Annotated in this window: 1 protein-coding gene and 2 pseudogenes; 1 reads left to right on the top strand and 2 read right to left on the bottom strand. The window is 62.1% G+C overall.

Features of this window, described 5'->3' with window-relative positions:
• Positions 1-392 precede the first annotated feature (392 nt).
• Positions 393-602, top strand: a pseudogene (locus LI94_RS24840) (IS4 family transposase); the annotation flags it as partial.
• Here the strand turns inward: LI94_RS24840 and LI94_RS24040 are convergent.
• Entirely contained in the window at positions 541-741 is a 201-nt protein-coding gene (locus tag LI94_RS24040) for a hypothetical protein (protein ID WP_192831015.1), read from the bottom strand. The pseudogene LI94_RS24840 and the gene LI94_RS24040 overlap by 62 nt on opposite strands.
• Positions 742-985: 244 nt before the next feature.
• A pseudogene (locus LI94_RS24035) lies at positions 986-3062 on the bottom strand (hypothetical protein); the annotation flags it as partial.

Genomic DNA, 3062 nt, shown 5'->3' with positions numbered 1-3062 from the left:
TTGATGCCATGTCGTCGTCGATTCTTCCTGCCCGAAAATCGGGCATCAGAGTCCCACAACGACTGGACCACTACGAGGGGCTCACCTCAGACGCTGCGATACACCGATCTGACTCCGGGCCGCCTTCAACAGATTTCCCGCAAGCCGCTCGATATGACCAATGCGCGCGGGCCCCATTGTCGCCATACTCCACGAGAGCTAATCGGCTATCGCGTTTTCTCGATACCCCTACCCGCATGACACGAGTTGAGACAGGTGACACGGAGGTGACACCACCGCTGAGAAAGTGACATCAGCGGTGAGACCCTACAAGCGCAAAATCCAGGCTAACCCCAATACCGTTTGCTTAAGGTTACATGGTTGTTATTCTGGTTGCGTGCCACGTGCTGGGTGAGCGTGGCCCGGGGCTGGTGCTGCGGTCCAAGATGCCCGACGGGGTGATCCAGGAGGTTTATGGCTACCTGTGCGTGCACTACGCGATCCGCTGGCTGATGCATTCGGCCGCAACCGATTACGGACACGATCCGGACAGACTGTCCTTCATCCGATCACTCCGGGCAGCTCGCAGAACCACCGCAAGCCATCCCGGTTTTTCCCCCTGAGGCCATCGCCGACGCGCAAACCCACGTCAACGCCGAAATCCTGCACGAACTGCTGCCCATGCGCCGCCCCCGCACCAACCCCCGAGTGGTCAAACGCAAAATGTCTGGCTACCAGCGCAAACACGCTGATCACCGCCACTCGCCAACGATCCACCGACACCCCGTCATCACCGCTTAAGTAAACGGTATTGAGGCTAACCCCACCCCGTTTTCGCGGGCATCCTTATCTGAGGCACCGATCAGATTTCGCGGGCATCTTGACGTCAGGCATTACGGTGTCGGCCGATGGTGCCGGTGTCGTGTCGCACGCCGGGGTGGGCCTGCTGCGGGAGGTCGCCGATCTGACCGGTCAGTCCTGACCTCACCGCCGCATACAAAATCCGTCAAAGCCTTTTTTGGTTGATTATGTTACCACTAAAATTCTCAATACTTGCGAATGCTTCGAATTCTGTCGATCCTTTAACAGAGCTTTCAAAGTCATCGATCATTCCTTGATAATTGGAATGGTAGTAGAGCCCCTCCGGAGTCAATAGGGGATCAAAACTAGTATCTCCGGTGTACACCAGCTTGTCGTCGCTCGACGTGGATTCGGACCACAGAAATGGCCTAAAGATGTTTCCAACATCTACTATCACTCCTGGCACAGGATCGTTCTTATCCATGAAATAGAGTGCGGGTATACCCTCTAAACCGGTTGTGCGGACAGCCGATCCGAATGTCACGATCTGCTGAATATTTGTGAAATACCCGCTTGCTGCGATATTCTGCGCATCCATTCCACCCTGGCTGTAACCCACAAACATAATAGGCACATCTCTCGGAAGCAGCGCTTTCAACGCCGCAAACTGTACCTCATCAGGAATTCCACTTGCTCCAGATACATTCCCAGCCCAGCTCTGCGTTGTGGTGTCGTAATTAAACACCTTGGCTGGATCGGTTCCTCCGATATAAACAACATATCTAAGGTTTCCATCGGCGCCAAGGATTTCTTGCACAGCGTATCCAGAACCAAAATCTGAATCAGGAACCGCCCGGACACTATTCCAAAAATTCAATGCACTTTGCGGAGCAGAACCCAGGTCGAGTTCCCCGTGCACCCCAAGGCCATCAGTTCCGTCAGGGCCGCTGTGGACACCGGTGCCGCCGCCTGCGCCACCGTCCCCACCGGTGGCCTTACCGGTCCACCAAGCCAGGGTGTTGCCGCCGTTGCCGCCGCGGCCGCCGTTGGTGGCGGCGGTGCCACCATTGCCACCTTTACCGGCGACCGCATCCGCCGCCGATGCAGAATTGTCGATGGTCGCGTTGCCGCCGTTGCCGCCGTTACCGCCGCGACCGGTTCCGCCATTGCCGCCGGCCCCCCCATCACCACCGGTGGCCTTACCCGTCCCGTAGGTGTAGGCGTAACCGCCGTTGCCGCCGTTGCCGCCGTCGGTGGCGGCGGTGCCACCATTGCCACCTTTACCGGCGACCGCATCCGCCGCCGACGCCGAATTGTCGATGGTCGAGAAGCCGCCGTGGCCGCCGTTACCGCCGCGACCGGTTCCACCATCGCCGCCGGCCCCCCCATCACCACCGGTGACCTTACCCGTCCCGTAGGTGAAGGCGTAACCGCCGTTGCCGCCATTGCCGCCATCGGTGGCACCGGTGCCACCATTGCCACCTTTACCGGCGACCACATCCCCCTCCGTCCACGTGACGAACGAGTTGTCCGCGCCGCCGCCGTCGCCGCCGTCGCCGCCCGAACCGGTTCCGCCATCGCCGCCGGCCCCCCCATCACCACCGGTGGCCTTACCCGTCCCGGCGGTACTGGCGTTACCGCCGTTGCCGCCGTTGCCGCCGTCGGTGGCACCGGTGCCACCATTGCCACCTTTACCGGCGACCGCATCCGCCGCCCCAGAGCCCTGGATGCCCGCTTTGCCGCCGTTGCCGCCGTTACCGCCCGAACCGGTTCCGCCATTGCCGCCGGCCCCCCCATCAGCCGCGATCGCCTTACCAGTCCCCCAGGTGATGTAGGCGTTACCGCCGTTGCCGCCGTTACCGCCATCGGTGGCACCAGCGCCACCATTGCCACCTTTACCGGCGACCGCATCCGCCGCCCCAGAGCCCCGGAAGTCCGCGACGCCGCCGTTGCCGCCGTTACCGCCCGAACCGGTTCCGCCATTGCCGCCGGCCGCCCCATCACCACCGGTGGCCTTACCCGTCCCGTAGGTGTAGGCGTAACCGCCGCTGCCGCCATTGCCGCCGTCGGTGGCACCAATGCCGGCCGCCCCCGCTTTACCGCCGAACACATCCCACGCCGACGCCGAATTGTCGATGGTCGCGCCGCCGCCGTTGCCGCCGTTACCGCCACGTCCGGTTCCGCCATTGCCGCCGGCCGCCCCATCAGCCGCGATCGCCTTACCAGTCCCGGAGGTTGTGGCGTTACCGCCGTTTCCGCCATTGCCGCCGTCGGTGGCACCA

This window comes from Mycobacterium sp. UM_Kg27 (assembly GCF_000972905.1).
In the GTDB taxonomy this organism is placed as follows: domain Bacteria; phylum Actinomycetota; class Actinomycetes; order Mycobacteriales; family Mycobacteriaceae; genus Mycobacterium.
The sequence above is the reverse complement of the archived record's forward strand: the minus strand, read 5'-3'. Positions and strand labels throughout refer to the sequence as shown.